Source organism: Pseudomonas sp. SJZ103 (assembly GCF_007828335.1).
Classification (GTDB): Bacteria; Pseudomonadota; Gammaproteobacteria; order Pseudomonadales; family Pseudomonadaceae; genus Aquipseudomonas.
Genome location: NZ_VIUN01000009.1, coordinates 66,013 through 81,673 on the forward strand (window position 1 = coordinate 66,013; position 15,661 = coordinate 81,673).

General features: G+C 61.8%; 15 protein-coding genes. 7 read left to right on the top strand and 8 right to left on the bottom strand.

The window, feature by feature from the left end:
- Positions 1-117: 117 nt before the first annotated feature.
- The 4 genes from FBY10_RS19460 to FBY10_RS19475 all read right to left on the bottom strand — a co-directional run bounded on the left by FBY10_RS19460 (position 118) and on the right by FBY10_RS19475 (position 3,856).
- Positions 118-1,509 carry an undecaprenyl-phosphate glucose phosphotransferase gene (locus tag FBY10_RS19460; protein WP_145337490.1) on the bottom strand — a complete coding sequence of 464 codons (1,392 nt, stop codon included), beginning with the start codon at positions 1,507-1,509 and terminating at the stop codon, positions 118-120.
- A 235-nt stretch (positions 1,510-1,744) separates the two neighbouring features.
- On the bottom strand, positions 1,745-2,392 hold the full coding sequence (locus FBY10_RS19465) for a winged helix-turn-helix domain-containing protein (protein ID WP_145337491.1): 648 nt from the start codon (positions 2,390-2,392) through the stop codon (positions 1,745-1,747).
- A gap of 38 nt (positions 2,393-2,430) precedes the next feature.
- Positions 2,431-3,135: a hypothetical protein gene (locus tag FBY10_RS19470; RefSeq protein ID WP_256663557.1), complete on the bottom strand. Its 705-nt coding sequence runs from the start codon at positions 3,133-3,135 to the stop codon at positions 2,431-2,433.
- Positions 3,125-3,856 (bottom strand): winged helix-turn-helix domain-containing protein, encoded by a 732-nt coding sequence (locus FBY10_RS19475; RefSeq protein ID WP_145337492.1) that lies wholly within the window; start codon positions 3,854-3,856, stop codon positions 3,125-3,127. Before FBY10_RS19475 ends, FBY10_RS19470 begins: the two co-directional genes overlap by 11 nt.
- 367 nt (positions 3,857-4,223) lie before the next feature.
- Between FBY10_RS19475 and FBY10_RS32030 the strand changes: the two genes are divergently transcribed.
- Positions 4,224-4,553, top strand: a complete 330-nt coding sequence (locus FBY10_RS32030; protein WP_371920986.1) for a zinc-binding dehydrogenase — start codon at positions 4,224-4,226, stop codon at positions 4,551-4,553.
- 62 nt (positions 4,554-4,615) lie between these two features.
- Here FBY10_RS32030 and FBY10_RS19490 read toward each other — a convergent pair whose 3' ends face one another.
- Together FBY10_RS19490 and FBY10_RS19495 are read right to left on the bottom strand one after the other, a co-directional pair.
- Entirely contained in the window at positions 4,616-4,963 is a 348-nt protein-coding gene (locus FBY10_RS19490) for a hypothetical protein (RefSeq protein WP_145337493.1), read from the bottom strand.
- Positions 4,964-5,108: 145 nt separating this feature from the next.
- Positions 5,109-5,831 carry a pirin family protein gene (locus FBY10_RS19495; RefSeq protein WP_145337494.1) on the bottom strand — a complete coding sequence of 241 codons (723 nt, stop codon included), beginning with the start codon at positions 5,829-5,831 and terminating at the stop codon, positions 5,109-5,111.
- A gap of 181 nt (positions 5,832-6,012) precedes the next feature.
- On the opposite strand from FBY10_RS19495, the gene FBY10_RS19500 reads away from it, so the two are divergent.
- Positions 6,013-6,963 carry a GlxA family transcriptional regulator gene (locus tag FBY10_RS19500; protein ID WP_145337495.1) on the top strand — a complete coding sequence of 317 codons (951 nt, stop codon included), beginning with the start codon at positions 6,013-6,015 and terminating at the stop codon, positions 6,961-6,963.
- Between the two features lie 95 nt (positions 6,964-7,058).
- The gene (locus tag FBY10_RS19505; RefSeq protein ID WP_145337496.1) at positions 7,059-8,582 is read left to right on the top strand and encodes a winged helix-turn-helix domain-containing protein; all 1,524 of its coding nucleotides are present in this window, start codon (positions 7,059-7,061) and stop codon (positions 8,580-8,582) included.
- Here FBY10_RS19505 and FBY10_RS19510 read toward each other — a convergent pair.
- Positions 8,529-11,291: a winged helix-turn-helix domain-containing protein gene (locus FBY10_RS19510; protein WP_145337497.1), complete on the bottom strand. Its 2,763-nt coding sequence runs from the start codon at positions 11,289-11,291 to the stop codon at positions 8,529-8,531. The two genes, FBY10_RS19505 and FBY10_RS19510, sit on opposite strands and share 54 nt — an antisense overlap.
- 58 nt (positions 11,292-11,349) lie before the next feature.
- Positions 11,350-11,748, bottom strand: coding sequence for a helix-turn-helix domain-containing protein (locus tag FBY10_RS19515; protein WP_090403294.1), 399 nt, complete (start codon positions 11,746-11,748; stop codon positions 11,350-11,352).
- A 204-nt stretch (positions 11,749-11,952) separates the two neighbouring features.
- On the opposite strand from FBY10_RS19515, the gene FBY10_RS19520 reads away from it, so the two are divergent.
- The 4 genes from FBY10_RS19520 (at position 11,953) to FBY10_RS19535 (ending at position 15,630) form a co-directional block, all read left to right on the top strand.
- Positions 11,953-12,861, top strand: coding sequence for a LysR family transcriptional regulator (locus FBY10_RS19520; RefSeq protein WP_131699267.1), 909 nt, complete (start codon positions 11,953-11,955; stop codon positions 12,859-12,861).
- A gap of 114 nt (positions 12,862-12,975) precedes the next feature.
- Positions 12,976-13,593: a transcriptional repressor LexA gene (lexA, locus tag FBY10_RS19525; RefSeq protein ID WP_145337498.1), complete on the top strand. Its 618-nt coding sequence runs from the start codon at positions 12,976-12,978 to the stop codon at positions 13,591-13,593.
- Positions 13,593-14,207 carry a translesion DNA synthesis-associated protein ImuA gene (imuA, locus tag FBY10_RS19530; protein ID WP_145337499.1) on the top strand — a complete coding sequence of 205 codons (615 nt, stop codon included), beginning with the start codon at positions 13,593-13,595 and terminating at the stop codon, positions 14,205-14,207. Before lexA ends, imuA begins: the two co-directional genes overlap by 1 nt.
- 7 nt (positions 14,208-14,214) lie before the next feature.
- The gene (locus FBY10_RS19535) at positions 14,215-15,630 is read left to right on the top strand and encodes a DNA polymerase Y family protein (protein ID WP_145337500.1); all 1,416 of its coding nucleotides are present in this window, start codon (positions 14,215-14,217) and stop codon (positions 15,628-15,630) included.
- Positions 15,631-15,661: the final 31 nt, after the last annotated feature.

Below are 15,661 nucleotides of genomic sequence, written 5' to 3' on the forward strand. Positions count from 1 at the left end.
CAACACCGCGCAAATCCGTAGCAGCTTTCGAGCCCCCGGCGAGGCTGCGTTTGCGGCCTGCCAGGCACACCGCTGACGCAGCCTCGCTTGCGCTCGGCAGCTGCTACCCGTAGGGGATCAGTAGATGTCCTTGGACAGCAGCGTAAATGGCGTCTTCAACAGGATCTTGATGTCCAGCCACAGCGACCAGGTGTTGATGTAGCGCAGGTCGATGTCGACGCGCTGTTGCATCTTCTCCAGGGTCTCGGTCTCGCCCCGGCAGCCATTGACCTGAGCCAGGCCGGTGATGCCGGGTTTGATTCGATGGCGGGCCATGTAGGCGCGGATTTTTCCCGAGTAGTAATCGTTGTGTGCAATCGCATGGGGGCGCGGGCCGACCAGTGCCATGTGCCCTTGCAGCACGTTGAACAGCTGCGGCAATTCATCGATGGAGGTACGTCGGATAAACCGGCCCACCGGCGTAATGCGCGAATCGTTGCGACTGGCCTGGCGTACCTCATGGTCGTCATGCACACGCATGGAGCGGAATTTCCACACCTTGATCACCTCACCATTCCAGCCGTGGCGGTCCTGTTTGAAGATCACCGGGCCGGGGGAGGTGAGCTTGATCAGCAGGGCGACCAGCAACAGCAGGGGGCTCAGCACGATGATCGCCAGCAGCGCCAGGCTCTTATCCAGCAGCGCCTTGCTCAGCGCAGCGGTGGGGCGGCTGGTCAGCGGGCTTTCGTTGAGGTAGATCGCCGGCAGCCCATCCACTTCGGCCACGCAATGGTTGAGCAGCAGCATGTTATTGAGGTCGGGCACCCAGATCACATCCACGTTGATCTCCAGCAGGTTGAGGTACAACGCCTCAATGTGGGTGGCGTCCTGCAATGAATGGGTGATGTAGAGCCGGCGGATGCCGTGTTGCCGGATCAATTGGGGTAATTGCTGCAGCTCGCCGAGTATCTGCGCTTGCGCATCCTCGGCCGCCTCGGCACGGCCGCCGACCAGACCTACCAGGGGCGAGCGTTTTTGCCGCGAGAGGGTTCTGGCCAGGTCCACGGCAAGCTTGCCGGTGCCCACGATCAATGACTTTTGGCGCTCGTGAAGTTGGCGGTGGTAATACCGGGACAGGCTGTGCAGCGGTATGTAACACAGTGCCAATAACGGGTAACTGACCGCTGCCCAGAGTAATAAAATTTCTACAGGGAACAGGGCGTTGGCATTACACGCTACACCCACGGCAAACAATATGCCCATGGTTAACAGCCAGCCCATGAACAAGCGTCCAAGGCCTACGGCATAATCATCTTTCTTGCTGTAGACACCGCACAAGGTATACGCCGGGAGAGAGGCTAATATCGTAAAGGCGGCCAGGACGCGGTAGTAATACTCCAGTTGGCCAGTCTTTAAGATGACCAGCGTGAATAACAGCGCAACAACTAAGCTCGATGCGAGTGTCCATTGCCCCCAGAACGTCAACCCCCTAGGGGTGAGGTTGCGATGCATTCTAGTGTTATTAAGCATAGTTCTGCTCCCGGTGATGAGCGCGCACGTGGTGGCAGGTGTTTAGGATTAACTGTTATAAACAACAGGCACGCGCAAGCGCGTGCCTGTTGATAGTAATGAACGGCATGGGGCAGTGGCTGACGACTTATAACAAGGTCAGAAGGGGGCAGGCGAATTGTATGTTATAAAAGGGCAGGTAGAAGCGTGTGGTAATAGGCAGGGTGCGTGCTAAATGCTGGATTGTTTTTATTGTTTAACGGCGTGGCTGACTAAGCTCAAGCGGCTTTTTGATTTTTTGCGTCAGGCAATAACCACGGTTTCTTACCGCACGAAACAGGCGTTCACCGTCATTAACCCGCTTGAACTTTTCCTGCAGGCGACTCAGGCACATTTCCAATCCGCGGTATAAGTCAGGTTCACGACCTATATTGCGGATCAACTCTTCTTTGCTGACCACGCGTTCTTCATGGTGCAGCATCTTTTTAATCAACGCCGATTCAATAGTGGTCAATGAAATGCGCAGACCACCTTTGACCAGTGCTCGGTCATGTTGAGTGAGCAGCCAGAAATCCTGTGGATACAGTGGCGTTCGTCCGGCGCTGGTCTCCTGAGTACGCGTAGGGTTATTCGGCGCGCTGTCAGGGGCCTTGGTGGTTGGCATTCTGGATTCTTGCCGCTTGGCGTTAAACGATTGCGAGGGCAAGCTGAGGGTGTGGGTAATAATGTAGGTATTAAAGCGCGAGGTGATCCGTGTTTGAGAAAACGCCAGGTTTGTATCGGCGGGGTCCGTCGCCTCCGGGGCGTTTACGTCGTAATGGAAGAACTCTGCGTTGGGCGTGAAGTCCTGCAGTGCGATAGACGCAAGTGTTGGAGCGAAAGTGTGTTTCTTGAAAGAGCTCATAGGGGCCACCCATATCAGGAAGATGCAGTTGTTAGTTGTTAAAGGCAGTCAGCAGGGGAGTAATAGCCGCCCTGAAAGTATTCGAACGGCAAGTTTTTAGCCAGCATGGCGCTGTCGGAAAATTCCACCTGGTCGGCGATAAAGCGCACTCTGCTTGCACTCATCAGCTCCAGCATGCGGTCGTAGAGCCGGTCGAACAGGTCCGAGCGGGTATTGAGGCTGAGCCGCAGGGCGGAATCCGGAAACGGCATCTTTATATAGTCGTAGAGCTCAAGGCCGATCAGCAGGTCCGCCGGCTTTGTATCGAGTCTGTAATTGTTATAGGCCAACGTGATACCGCTCTGGTCTTTCAACTTATACAACTGGCGCACCATCGCCCGGCGTTCCACCGGACCGGGCAGGGCGTCCAGGGGGTTGTCGAGACTGAGGGTGAAAGGTTGTTTGTGGTATTCCAATGCCCGCGTGACCTGAATGATCGCCTTGAGGATGTCGTCGTTCATCAGGGCCGATTGCCCCATGCGCAAAAGCGTATGACCCGTCGCCGGACTGACCGCCTTAAGCGTTGTGCGCGGTGGGTGGATATAGCGCAAGGCCTTAGTGCAGGCACTTTCAAGTTGTTCGAGGTCTACGCCACCCGTTACGCTGATTTCACTGCCCCACCAGGCATGACTGCGGTCAACGACAGCTTGCCTGATGATCTTGACAGGGGGGGTATGTAGGGAGGGCTCTTTTTCACTCTTCACGGCTCAACCCCTCCTGAGTGGGGTGGAAATGGCTGGCGCAAATAAGGCCCCGACTGAGTTTGTAACCATAACCGCGAATGTTTTGGATGATGTTTTCACCATAGTGCGCCTTGATCTTACTGCGCAAACGGCTGATGGACTTTTCCAGTGCGCGGGAGTCGTAGTACTTGGTATTAAGCCCCATGACACCGGCGATCTCATTATGGCTGAGCAGTCGGTTCTGAATAAGTGCTTCCAGTACTTTCATTTCGACGAAGGATATTTCCAACTTTTTCCCATCGCCATACAGGCACATGCGATCTTGGTCGAGCACCAGGTCGCACTGATTGAGTCGAGCGCTTTCACTGAGAAAGGCATCAAAAAAATTCAATTTTTTTTCAGGGGAAGTTTCGACCACCTTGATGCAGTAGTCGGCGCCGGCCAGGTAGTATTTTGTTTTGCTGAGGGTCGACGCAAAGGTGACGACGACGAATATCGTGCAGTCAGGGTTTTCAGTTCGCGCCTTTCTTATTATGTCCAGGCTTAGATTGCTGGCGGAGGGTGTATCAATTTCTATAATGATGGCACGGTAATGTACGTGGCTTTCCTGGGGGTCAATTAGTTGTCCGTAGCAACGTGTATCGACTTTTAAATTATTCGCTACAGTGCGAACTAAAAGCTCCCGAAAGTCCTCCGATTTCGATTGAGTCCGTGCAATGGCGAGGACGTTGGAAAAATGCATAACCTACTCCCTTTTCCGGCATGCAAGGCCGTCAGTTCAATCACTGCTAGCGTTTAGATACTAATCGAATTGATTACGCTAAAACGTGACAAATTTTAACATTTGCCACTTGTTTTTTACGTTCGCAAGGGGGGGAGTAGGGGGATGTTCCACAGAACTCGTACGGACTTACACATATGCTAGTGCAAACTCTTAATGCTCGATAAGTATTTTGGTTCCAACGATTTTTTTGACGGGCGCAGGTTTAAGCGTTGCCTGCTCAGGCCGGAAAAACGCCCGGCAGGGCGACCCGAAGGGTGGCGGATGCGCCTCGGCTTTGCACGGCACCAGAAACTCCATGACCACCTTTACCGACGGCGAACGGCGCATGTGGGGGTACACCGTGAGCCAAATATCACGCACAGGACCCTCGACCGCAGTGGGTGGCCAGGTCGCTTGCGGCAAACGCGATCTCACGGCCGCCGCGCAGTGGGTGCATCTGTTTTTGACGCGCCCCCGGTTGGCCGACCATATGGCCGACGGCGTGACCGTACAACAGCGTGCCAACGCGGTGTTTGCGGCGATGCTCGAAGGTACGTTGACGGTGGCTATCGAAGGGCATTACACCTTGGAAACGCTGCAGCAGGTGCATGAGCGCATCGAAGCGCGGCAACAGATCGGCAAGGCTGTGGTGTGGGTGGATCGCGAGCTGCATTAATCGAAGACGAAAAAAAACCGGCTGATCAGGCCGGTTTGGGGTGCCCCGCGAACAGTGCGGGATTAAGCGTGGTTGTCCAGCAGGCGGTCGGCACCGCCTTCGGCCAGGCCACGTTCCTGCAGGCGATCAGCGCCACCTTCGGCAACGCGGTTGCCTTGCAGGCGGTCGGCACCACCTTCAACAATACCGCGTTGCTGCAAGCGATCAGCACCACCTTCGGCAACACGACGCTCCAGCAGGCGATCCGAGCCACCTTCGGCAATACGACGTTCCAGCAGGCGATCCGAGCCACCTTCAGCAACACGATTTTCGATCAGGCGATCCGCGCCGCCTTCAGCAACAACAGGGTGGGCAAATGCGTTTGCAGCGAGTACCGAGAAAGCGAGGCTAAGCAAGATTTGGCGTTTCATGATGGTGTGCTCCGAGTGTTTTAGTTGGGTGTTGCCTGGTATGGGTTTGATGTTACGCGTTGCGTTTTTTAAGAGAACTTCATTGGGCTGATGGTGACTATCGATGCCAGCGATGGCCCGTTTCAAAGGGCCATCGCCGTGCTCGTCACGGCATCTGCGGCAATTCCTGGGGACGCAGGTCGAACACCAGCACCTCGGCATCCTGGCCCTGGCTCAGGCGGATTTGCCGCTCATCGCGCACTCGGGCACCGTCGCCTTCCTGCAAGCGCTGGCCGTTGATGTCCACGCTGCCCCGAGCTACATGGATGTACACGTGGCGATCCGGCGGCAGGTCGAGGGTCGCGGCTTCGTCGCCGTTGAACAGCCCGGCGTACACCCTGGCGTCCTGGCGCACGGTCAGGGAGCCGTCGGTGCCGTCCGGCGAGATGATCAGTTGCAGGCGCCCTTGTTTCTGCGCCGCGCTGAAGTGCTCCTGTTGATAGCGCGGCTCGGCACCGGCCACGGCGGGTACGATCCAGATTTGCAGGAAGTGCACGCCGCGGGTCTGGCTGTGGTTGAACTCGCTGTGGGCCACGCCGCTGCCGGCGCTCATCAGTTGCACATCGCCGGGGCGGATCACCGAGCCGGTGCCCAGGGTGTCCTTGTGTTCCAGGGCGCCTTCAAGCACATAGGAGAAAATCTCCATGTCGCGGTGCGGGTGCTGGCCGAAGCCTTTGCCGGCCGCGACGCGGTCGTCGTTGATCACCAGCAGGTCGGAAAAACCCTGTTCATTGGGGTTCCAATAGTTGGCGAACGAGAAGGTATGGAACGACTTCAACCAACCGTGATTGGCGGCGCCGCGTTCGGAAGCTTTGCGAAGGGTCAGCATGGTCTTGTCCTCAAGTGAGCGCGGGCTGCGAGATGCAGGGCGCTTGCGTTGAGAAGAAGATTACTGGTAACTGAAATATTCATTAAGAAGCTGGAATCTGAATAACTGTCCCCTATATGTTGACAATAAAAAGGCGTGTCATAATATCTGCCGCTTTCTTCCCTCGATGGATTCTTGCCGTATGAAAACCGTGGCCATGGCGCTGTTCCCGGACTTCCTCCTGCTGGACATGGCCGGGCCGCTCGAAGTGTTTTCCATTGCCAACCGCTACCTGCCGGCGGCGGAGCATTACCAGATTCTCACCCTGGGTACCGAGCCCGGTCCGTTGCGCGCCTCCAATGGGGTGATGGTCCAGACTGACCTGCTGCTGGACCAGGACCAGGCGGCTTATGACCTGCTGCTGGTGCCCGGCGGCCCGGGTGCCTACAACGAATGCCACCCGTCGCTGCTGCCCTGGCTCAAGGCGGCGGCGCCACGGGCGCGGCGCTTCGGCTCGATCTGCACCGGAGCCTTTGTGCTGGGCCACGCCGGGCTGCTCGACGAACGCCGCGTGACCACCCACTGGCACTACACCGAACGCCTGATCAAGGCCTTCCCCAAGGCCATCGTCGAGACGGATCGCATCTACCTGCAGGATGGGCGGTTGATTACCTCGGGCGGGGTCACCGCCGGTATCGATCTGGCGCTGTCGATCGTCGCCCAGGACCATGGCAAGCAAGTGGCGGTGGATGTGGCCAAGGTGCTGCTGGTGGTGATGAAACGCCAGGGCGGCCAGGCCCAGTTCAGTCCGATGACGGCGTCCGTGGCGCCCCAGGAAACCGCGATCACCCGCGTGCAGAACCATGTGCTCGCCCATCTGGACCAGCCCTTCACCATCGAGTCCATGGCCGAACTGGCTGGCATGAGCCCACGCCACTTTGCCCGGTTGTTCGCCAAGGACGTGCAGATGACGCCCATGGCCTTCCTGCAGGGCGCGCGCATCGACCGCGCCCGGCAATTGCTGGAAACCACCGACCTGCCGCTCAAGACCGTGGCGTTCCATGCAGGCTTCGGCAGCGTGCGGCACATGCGCTTTCTATTCAGTGAAAAACTCGGCTTGAACCCTACCCAATACCGCCAACAGTTCAGTTAACGACGGGATGTCCGTCTCGCGCACCCGATTGTCCGTATCGCTCCCTGTGCCAGCATTGCCCTGTTACAGGTAGCTGGCAAGATAACGTCGAGCCCATGGAAAAGGATGCGCGGATGCCCAAGACCGGGCGTTTCAGCGCGATTGCAGACATGAATGAGCCTCAGGCGATTGACGCGGATGGCACGGTGCGCTTCGGCACCTATGCGTTTCACCGGCAGCAGCGGTTGGTGAGCAAGGCGGGTTGGCCGGTGCCGTTGGGCGGTCGGGCGTTGGATGTCCTTGCGGTGCTGCTGGAGTCGCCAGGGCAATTCATCAGTAAGGCTACCTTGATCGAGCGGGTCTGGCCGTGCAGCGTGGTGGAGGAGAACAACCTGCGGGTGCACATCGCCGCACTGCGCCGTGCCCTCGACGGGCAACGCCTTATCCTCAATGACCCCCAGCGCGGTTACTGTTTTGTTGCACCCGTGGAGGTTGCGGCCGCCACGGTGTTGCCCCGGCATAACCTCGGCACCCGGCTCAGCCCGGTGATCGGTCGCGATGAACTGCTGGGTGTGCTGGTTCGGCGTGTGTCCGGGCAGCGCCTGATGACCCTGACCGGTTGCGCCGGCGTGGGCAAGAGCACCTTGGCCCAGGCCCTGGCCGAGCGCGTGTTGCCACGTTACCGCGACGGTGTGTGGTGGGTCGACCTGGCCACGGTGGAGGCGCCGCTGATGATGCTGCGCCATCTGGCCACGATCCTGCATCTGGAACCCAGCGGCAGTGTCACTGAGTTGTGCCGCCAGCTGGTGTCCCGGCAATTGCTGCTGGTAGTCGACGGCGCCGACCTGTTGCTCGGTGCCTGTCGACATCTTTTGCGGGCGCTGCGCGAGAACGCGCCCCAGGTCAGCGTGCTGGTCAGCAGTCGCGAAGCGTTGCAGGCCCCAGGCGAATGGGTGCTGCGCGTGCCCCCATTGGCCGTGCCGGCGCCGTCGGCGGTGGGCAGTATTGAACAGGCGATGGCGTTCCCCGCCGTGCAACTGTTCGTCGCACGGGCGTGCGCCGGTCAACAGGGCTTTGTGTTGCGCCAACAGGATCTGACGCCGTTGCGAGACATCTGCCGGCGCCTCGACGGTATTCCCCTGGCCCTTGAACTGGCGGCCGCCCAGGTGGACGCGCTGGGCGTACGTGGTTTACAGGCGCAGTTGCACAGTGGATTGCAGGTACTGGCCCGGGGCCGCCGCACGGCGGTGGAGCGCCACCAATCCCTGGCCGCCGCCCTGGACTGGACCTACGAGCGCCTGAGCCTGCCGGAGCGCTGGCTGTTCCTGCAATTGAGCCTGTTCAAGATGGCCGTGACCGCGCCCACCCTGAATCAGCTGGTCGCCGGCACAGAGCTGGAACACGCCGACTTGTCGTATTTGCTCACGCGCCTGGTCGGTACCTCGCTGTTGAGCCTCGAACCCGGTCCGGGTTATCCGCGCTATCGCCTGCTCAACAGCGTGCGCAGCTATGGCCTGGCACTCCTGCGCAACCCGCAGCAGGTTGCCCGTTTGCAGCAGGGTTATGGGCATTACCTGGGGACGTTTTCAGGCCGGCCGTTTGTCCTGCAACTCGTCGAGCAGGCAGCGTACGCGGACTAGGTCCTGGGTGGCGAAGCCTTCGGTAAATCGCGCGTAGACCGAACCCAGCAGGTCGCGGGCGGCCTGCACACGACCCTGCTTTTGCCACAGCCGCGCCAAGGAGTCCGCACAGCGCAGCTCCCAGGCCAGCGCGCCTTGCTGGTGTGCCAGGCCCAGGGCTTCGAGCAGCAGTGCCTCAGCCCCGTGGATGTCGGGCATGGACTCGGCGCGCACGCGCAGGATTTCCGCGCTGCACCAGCCGGCCGCACCGCTCCGGGCGCGTTCGAACAAGGCCTCATCCACTGCGCGGGCGTTGAAGGTCACCAGGATGTCTTCGACCAGCCCCAATCCCTGCCTATCGTCGATCTGCGCCGTGCCTTCGTAGCACTGCGCCCAGGTGTGGAACAACTGCACCGAATGCTTTTGCGCCTGCTGCAGCAGCAGGTCCAACTGGTCGCGGGCTGCGACGGAGTCACCGTTGTAGTGGGCGATGACCACCCCGGCCAGGGCCAGGGTGTAGCAAATCGACGTGCCGTGATTGATCTGCAATGCCAGCGCCAGTGCCTGGCTTGCGGTGCGCCACGCACGTTCGGGAAAACCGCGCAGCCACAGGATGCGCGCAAGGATGGTCAATGAGGCCACGCTCTGGTCGTACTGCACGCCAAAGCCGTGGGTAAACCGGTTGAGATGGCCGCTCTGGGCCATGCGCTGGATCACCTGTTCGGCATTCTGCTGCGCCAGCGTCTGGTGGCCGGCGAAGTGCTGCGCCAGCACCCTCAGGCGTTGGGCGCTGAGGGCCAGCAACGGCTCGGCCTGAGGCCCCAACCGGTCGAAATGCAGGCTTTGCTCCAGGGCCTCGCGGTAGTTGCCACCGCACAGGCTGACCGTCATTTGCCCCGACACCGCGCGCAGTTGACCGACCAGGTTGCTGTCGGCTTCGGCCAGGCGCCGTGCATGGGCAAAGGCTTCGATGGTCTGCGGCGTACCGCCCTGGGTGTGATAGGAAAAACTGCCGAAGGCCAACTGCAGGGCCATGTTCAAGTGCGGGCTCGGCGTGCTCGATTGCCCCAGCCGCGCCAGGGCCTTGCTCACGTACAGGCCGTGTTCGCGCAGCAGCGACAGCTCCTGCCACAACGGCATGGCGCTGACGGTGAGACGAATGCCCAGCAGGTGGACACCCTGGTCGCCCAGGCCCCAGTCGAGGGCGGCACGAATGTCTTCGCGCAGCGGGGCATAGCGGTCGATCCAGGTTTGGGTGGCCGTCTGCTCCCAATCGGCCTGCGCCTGGTTCATCAGGACCAGGCAACGGTTGGCGTGGCGTTCACGCGTGGCGTCGAGTTCATTGGCGACGCTGAGTTTTTCCAGGGCGTAGGTGCGGGTGATGTCCAGCAGGCGATAGATCACCTCGTCATCCCCAGCCTCCACATTGAGCAAGGATTTCGCCACCAGTTGGGTGATCGAACCCAGTACCGCGACCGGCGCAACCTGTTGCCCTGCGATCACCGCTGCGGCACTGGCCAGGCTGAAGCCACCCCGGAACACCGCGAGGCGACGCAGGCAGATTTGCTCGCAGCCGGTGAGCAGTTCAAAGCTCCAGTCCAGGGTGGCGCGCAAGGTTTGATGGCGGGGCAGGGCGCTGCGCCGGCCACGGGTGAGCAGGCGGAAGTTGTCTTCCATTTGCACCAGCAGGCCGGGCAGGCCGAAGCGCTCGATCTGCGCGGCCACCAATTCGATTGCCAGGGGGATGCCGTCCAGGCGTTGGCAGATGTCGATAGCCAGGGGCAGTTCGGCTTCGCTCAGTTCGAAGCTGTCCTGATGGGACATGGCCCGCTCGATCAGCAGTTGCAGGGCCGGATAGCCCAGGGCCTGGGCGCGGTTGCCGGTGGCGGGCGGGCAGGCCAGGGGCTCCAGGCGTTGCACCGACTCGCCCTCGGCGCGCAATGCCTCGCGGCTGGTGGTGAGGATGTGCAATTTGGGCGCGTGGCGCAGCAGGGTCTCGCTGATCAGCGCGATGTCGTCCAGCAGGTGTTCGCAGTTGTCGATCACCAGCAGCAATTGGTGCTCCTGCAGGCGGCGGGCAAACACAGCCAGCGGTTCGTGCTCAGTGTGGGTGAGGTCGAGCAGCGCGGCGAGATTGGGCAGGATCATCGACGGCGTGCTGAGGGGCGCCAGGTCCAACAGGCGAATACCGTCGCGGTAATGTCCGATCAACAATTCCGCCACGCGCAAGGCGACGGTGGTCTTGCCGATGCCGCCGGCGCCGGTCAGGGTGATAAAGCGTTGCTCGGGCAGCTGCTGCACCAGGCTGTCGATCAGGGCCTGGCGGCCGAGCATGCGCGTGCGTCGCAGCGGCAGGTTGTGGCCCGGGCGTGGGGGCGCGCCTTCGGTCGGTAGGCTCATCGGCTCGATGCTCAGTGGTGCTACAAAACTGTAGCCCCGCTGGGCCACCGTGACGATATAGCGCTGCCCGGCCTGGCCATCGCCCAGGGCCTTGCGCAGCGCTGCCATATGCACCCGCAGGTTGCCGTCTTCCACCACGCTTTTGGGCCAGACCCGGGCGATCAATTCCTGCTTGCTCACCACAGTGCCGGCCTGCTCCAACAGGATCAGCAGGATGTCCATTGCCCGCCGGCCCAAGCGCAACGGGCGACCGGCCTCCAGCACCAGGCGCTGGCGCGGGTGGATACGGTAAGGACCGAAATGCACGGCCTGGTCGCGTGGGGCACTCATGGGTGGCCATGCTCTGGGAAAAGTAAGCGGCCAGCATATTCCAGGTGCATGCAGACCACTAGGCAGCGATCTCTTGAGGCTTGTGACGCAGTTGGTGATTTCGCCAGGTCATCGGGTTGACGCCCTCGCTGCGCGTGAACATATGGCAGAAATGCGCCTGGTCGCAAAACCCGCACTCCAGGCTGATTTGCGTGAGGCTCAAGGAGGAACCGGTGATCAGTTCCTTGGCCCGCTGGATGCGCTGCTGGCGTATCCATTCCTGGGGCGACAGCCCGGTGGTGCACTTGAATGCGCGGGAAAAATGGCTGCGCGACAGGGCGCAGGCTTGGGCCAGGTCGGCGATCGCCAGGCTTTCGCCGAGGTTGGCGAGGATCAATTGCTTGGCGATCCGCTCGCGCCGGGGGCACAGGCCGCCGGTAGCGGATAAGCGAGGAGCACAGTACGCAGGTCGGGCCATGACGAATATCCGCAGTCGATGGGAGCGTTCCCGGTGAATGGATGCAGTGTAGACCGGCTCATTTTTGGCGCCGCACCGTCTGGCTGGCGAGTTAATCGTTGTTAATTTCGCCAGGTTCGGTCACGGAAAAGACAGCACAGGCATGCAATCCAGGCAGTGTTTTGCCTGCTTAGCTGGCAGCCTGCTAACCGTTTGGATACCGCCATGAACCGCAACGACCTGCGCCGCGTCGATATGAACCTGTTGGTGATTTTCGAAGCGCTGATGTTCGAGAAGAACCTGACCCGGGTCGCCGAAAAGCTCTTCATGGGCCAACCGGCGGTGAGCGCGGCCTTGGGTCGGCTGCGAGATTTGTTCGACGACCCGTTGCTGCTGCGCAACGGCCGGGGCATGGAGCCCACGCCACGCGCCGTGGCGATACTCAAGGAGCTGCAACCGGCCATGGACACCATTTCAGGCGCAGTCAGCCGCGCCAAGGACTTCGACCCCTCCACCAGCTGTGCGGTGTTCCGCATCGGCCTGTCCGACGACGCCGAGTTCGGCCTGTTCCCGCCGTTGCTCAGCCAACTGCGCGAAGAAGCCCCGGGCATCATCGTCGTGGTACGCCGCGCCAATTACCTGCTGATGTCCGCATTACTGGCCAGTGGCGAGATCTCGGTAGGCGTGAGCTACACCACCGAACTGCCGGCGAATGCCAAGCGCAAGAAACTGCGGGACATACCCTGCAAGGTACTGCGCGGTGATGACGGCGTTGAACCGCTGACCCTCGACGACTATTGCGCGCGGCCCCATGCGATGGTGTCGTTCTCGGGAGACTTGAGCGGCAATATCGACCTGGACCTGGCGCGTATCGGCCGTGCCCGCCGGGTGGTGCTGGCGGTGCCGCAATTCAGTGGCTTGCGGGCGTTGCTGGCCGGTACACAGATTATTGCAACGGTGCCGGACTATGCGGCGTGTGCGTTGACCGAGGGCACGGCGCTGCGGGCAGAGGATCCGCCGTTTGCGATTGATGCGGCGGAGTTGTCGATGGTGTGGAGTGGGGTGCATGACAATGACCCGGCGGAGCGGTGGTTGAGGGGCAGGATTGCGCAGCATATGGCGGGAGGGGGGTGAGCTTGGCGGCTTCTGGGCCGACCGGAGTTGTGAGCCTGGTGTACTCGGTTAAATGTGCATAACCCCCCAACCCCGACTACCGGTCCTTGTAAGAAATTTCCCAAAAGAGTACAAATGTACTCCATGACAACCCTGACCCCCCGCCGCACTGCCATCCTGACCTTCATCCGCGACCGTATCGCGCAGCAAGGCCAACCCCCCAGCCTCGCCGAGATCGCCGAGGCGTTCGGCTTTGCCTCTCGCAGCGTCGCGCGTAAACACGTAGTGGCCCTGACCGAGGCCGGCTTCATCGAGGTCAATCCCAACCAGGCGCGTGGTATCCGTTTGCTCAACCAGCCCATGCGCCCGGAGTGGCTGGATATCCCGGTGCTCGGCCGAGTGGCAGCAGGCCTGCCCATTGGCGCGGATGCCGAAGTGCACAGCCGCCTGCAACTCGACCCCGCTACTTTCGCGAAAACCCCGGATTACCTGTTGCGGGTGCAAGGTGATTCGATGATCGAAGACGGCATCCTCGACGGCGACCTGGTGGGCGTCCGCCGCAGTGCCGAAGCCGTGAACGGGCAGATTGTGGTGGCGCGCCTGGACGGCGAAGTCACCATCAAGCGTTTCGAACGCAGTGGCGAACGTGTGCGTCTGCTGCCGCGTAACCCCGCATACGAACCTATCGTGGTAGGCCCCGACCAGGACCTGGCCATCGAAGGGGTATTCTGCGGCCTGGTGAGGCAAGGCTGATGGGCGCCGTGATTGCACTGGACACGCTGTTCAATGGCGGTCGCGTCTGGAAAGGCCGGCCTGCCGCGCCCCCGGCCAGCGTACACCCCACGGGGCTGGCGGCGCTGGATGCGGTGCTGCCCACGGGCGGCTGGCCGGAGTCGGCCTTGAGCGAAATCCTCATGGCCAAGGAAGGCGTGGGCGAACTGCAACTGGTGCTGCCGACCCTCGCGCGATTATCGGCGGCGGGGGAGCGCATTGTGCTGGTGGCGCCGCCCTACACCCCGTACCCCCACGCCTGGCAGAACGCCGGGGTGGATTTGCGCCAGCTGTCGGTGGTCCAGGCCGAGGCGCGCGATGTGTTGTGGGCGGTGGAGCAGTGCCTGCGCTCCGGCAGTTGCGGCGCGGTGCTGTGCTGGCCGCGCAAGGCGGATGACCGCGCCTTGCGTCGATTGCAGGTGGCCGCGGAAACCGGGCAGACCCTGGCGTTTGCCTGGCGCGCCTTGAGTGAAGCGATCAACGCTTCACCCGCCGCCCTGCGCCTGGCCGTCGAGGCCAAACCTGCCCAGGTGCGGGTGCTCAAGTGCCGGGGCGGTTTGGCTCACCCGGCGCCGATTGCACTGGCGGGGCACTGAGGTTGCCATGCGCTGGGTGTGTATTGTCTTCCCGCAATTGGCGCTGGACGGGGTGCAGCGCCTGCACCCCGAGCCCGACCAACCCCTGGCGCTGCTGGCCGGCACGCCGCAGCGGCGCGTGCTGCAAACCGTCAATGACGCCGCCCGCGCAGTGGGCCTGCGTCCCGGTCAATCGCTGACGGCCGCCCATGCCCTGGCCAAGACCTTTGCCAGCGCCGAATACGACCCCGTGCAAATCGAACGCTGGCAGCAATTCCTGGCGGCCTGGGCCTACCGCTTCAGCTCCCAGGTCAGCGTGTATTACCCGCGCGCCTTGTTGTTCGAGATCGAATCGAGCCTGGGCCTGTTCGGGCCTTGGCCACAGTTCGAGGCACGCTTGCGCCAGGAACTGACCGAGCTGGGCTTTCGTCACCGTATCGTCGCCGCGCCCAACCCGGCGGCGGCGCGGGTGCTGGCCAATCTCTACGATGGCTTGGCCGTGGCCGATGAGGATGGGTTGCTCCAGGCCCTGGCGCCATTGCCCATCGACCGCGCCGGCTTCGACCCGCAAGCGGCCACCGCGTTGTCGCGCATGGGCCTGCGTACCCTGGCCCAGGTACAGGCGTTGCCCCGGCACACCCTGGCGCGGCGCTTTGACGCCGGCCTGCTCAAGCACTTGGATGCGTTGACCGGGCAACGACCATTGGCCCTGGCGTTCTATCAGCCACCGGACCAGTTCGATGTGCGCATCGAGTTGAATTTCGATGTGCAATCCCACCAGGCCTTGTTATTCCCCCTGCGGCGTTTGACCGGCGACCTCTCGGCCTTCCTCTGCGGTCGCGACAGTGGCGTGCAACGCTTCGACCTGCATCTGGAGCATGCCCAGGCGCCGGACAGCGTGATCAAGGTCGGCCTGCTCAGCGCCGAGCGCGAACCGGCGATGCTGTTCGAACTGGCCCGTGGGCGCCTGGAGCAGGTACAGGTCACTTCACCGGTGCGCGGCTTTCGCCTGGTGGCCCAGGACCTGCCGGTGTTCGTGCCGCAACGCCAGGACCTGTTCGACGATCGCCCGCAACAGACCTTGCCGTGGGAGCAACTGCGCGAACGCCTGCGGGCCCGCCTGGGGGATGGGGCGGTGCAAGGCCTGCGCTTCCATGCCGACCATCGCCCCGAATGCGCCTGGCAAATGGCGGCGGATAAAAGCCCGTGCGTCACCTTGAACAAGGTCCAGCGTCCCGGCTGGCTGCTTAACGAACCGACCTTGCTGGCCGAGCAGGGCGTGCAGATCCTCATGGGGCCGGAGCGCATCGAATCCGGCTGGTGGGACGGCGCCGATATTCGCCGCGACTACTACCTGATCCGTACCCGCGCCGGCCAGCAAGGCTGGGCCTATCGCAGTGTGGGGCAAAGCGATGGGCTGTGGCTGCAAGGCTGGTTTGCATGAGTCCCCATAGGCTGCAACCGGCTCTCTGTAG

Bases quoted from the DNA above. Each gene is read 5' to 3' on its own strand.
- FBY10_RS19475 (WP_145337492.1), bottom strand. From the start codon at position 3,856: ATGCATTTTTCCAACGTCCTCGCCATTGCACGGACTCAATCGAAATCG.
- FBY10_RS19535 (WP_145337500.1), top strand. From the start codon at position 14,215: ATGCGCTGGGTGTGTATTGTCTTCCCGCAATTGGCGCTGGACGGGGTG.
- FBY10_RS19510 (WP_145337497.1), bottom strand. From the start codon at position 11,291: ATGAGTGCCCCACGCGACCAGGCCGTGCATTTCGGTCCTTACCGTATC.
- FBY10_RS19515 (WP_090403294.1), bottom strand. From the start codon at position 11,748: ATGGCCCGACCTGCGTACTGTGCTCCTCGCTTATCCGCTACCGGCGGC.
- FBY10_RS19505 (WP_145337496.1), top strand. From the start codon at position 7,059: ATGGAAAAGGATGCGCGGATGCCCAAGACCGGGCGTTTCAGCGCGATT.
- lexA (WP_145337498.1), top strand. From the start codon at position 12,976: ATGTACTCCATGACAACCCTGACCCCCCGCCGCACTGCCATCCTGACC.
- FBY10_RS32030 (WP_371920986.1), top strand. From the start codon at position 4,224: ATGTGGGGGTACACCGTGAGCCAAATATCACGCACAGGACCCTCGACC.
- FBY10_RS19465 (WP_145337491.1), bottom strand. From the start codon at position 2,392: ATGAGCTCTTTCAAGAAACACACTTTCGCTCCAACACTTGCGTCTATC.
- FBY10_RS19460 (WP_145337490.1), bottom strand. From the start codon at position 1,509: ATGCTTAATAACACTAGAATGCATCGCAACCTCACCCCTAGGGGGTTG.
- FBY10_RS19490 (WP_145337493.1), bottom strand. From the start codon at position 4,963: ATGAAACGCCAAATCTTGCTTAGCCTCGCTTTCTCGGTACTCGCTGCA.
- FBY10_RS19520 (WP_131699267.1), top strand. From the start codon at position 11,953: ATGAACCGCAACGACCTGCGCCGCGTCGATATGAACCTGTTGGTGATT.
- imuA (WP_145337499.1), top strand. From the start codon at position 13,593: ATGGGCGCCGTGATTGCACTGGACACGCTGTTCAATGGCGGTCGCGTC.
- FBY10_RS19500 (WP_145337495.1), top strand. From the start codon at position 6,013: ATGAAAACCGTGGCCATGGCGCTGTTCCCGGACTTCCTCCTGCTGGAC.
- FBY10_RS19495 (WP_145337494.1), bottom strand. From the start codon at position 5,831: ATGCTGACCCTTCGCAAAGCTTCCGAACGCGGCGCCGCCAATCACGGT.